Annotated in this window: 1 protein-coding gene; it reads right to left on the reverse strand. The window is 44.3% G+C overall.

Annotated features, from left to right (window positions below; genetic code table 11):
- Positions 1–125: 125 nt before the first annotated feature.
- On the reverse strand, positions 126–521 hold the full coding sequence (locus tag FD23_RS08765; protein ID WP_052933728.1) for a YslB family protein: 396 nt from the start codon (positions 519–521) through the stop codon (positions 126–128).
- Between the last annotated feature and the right edge of the window lie 178 nt (positions 522–699).

Below are 699 nucleotides of genomic sequence, written 5' to 3' on the forward strand. Positions count from 1 at the left end.
AGCAAGTTTGATTTCTTTAGTGTATTTAGTCATGAAAATAACCCCCGAAATTAGTGTCCTAATTTCGGGGGTCATATCACTGGTCTTTTTCGTTTGTATTTTCTTTATCTTGCTGAATTTGCTTGTTAGAAGAAGGCGGTGATCTGAACAGTTTCTTTCTTGTCGTCGATGGCGATTTCGGCTTCAGCTGACCGGCCTCGGTTCTGTTCAACCGCTTCGGCGATCATTCCGCTTTCCAGGGAGAATTCCCGGCTGCCGGCGGCCAGGCGGTCGCTGATTGGCTGCCCGCTCAAGGAGAAGATGACTGAGGAGCGGCGCTCCTTGACAATGGTTAAATTGCCGAATTCAGCAATCTTGAAGAATTCGCTTAAGTCTTCAAATTCACTCAAGGCATATTTGCGGGTGATCCGCTTGCCGGCCCAGTAGAGAATCGCCGGCGTGTCTCCGCCTAAAATGGTTGGCAACAAGAAGTCGCGGTATAGTTGATTAACAAAGTATACGTGGTCGTTGTGTTCTGACATAATCCTCATCCTTATTCTCTGTTTTTATTCTACCTTAAATATTACAGGATGGTGAAATTATTTAACAAGTTTTAGAAAAAGGCTAGGAAATCGCCGAAAAAAAGGGTTCAGTATAAAAACTTGTGTAAATGACTGAGAGACTTAGAAAGCTTTCCGCGATAGTTCCATTAACCGCAGG

Origin of the sequence: Lactobacillus delbrueckii subsp. delbrueckii DSM 20074 = JCM 1012 (genome assembly GCF_001433875.1) — a bacterium.
Taxonomy (GTDB): Bacteria; Bacillota; Bacilli; order Lactobacillales; family Lactobacillaceae; genus Lactobacillus; species Lactobacillus delbrueckii.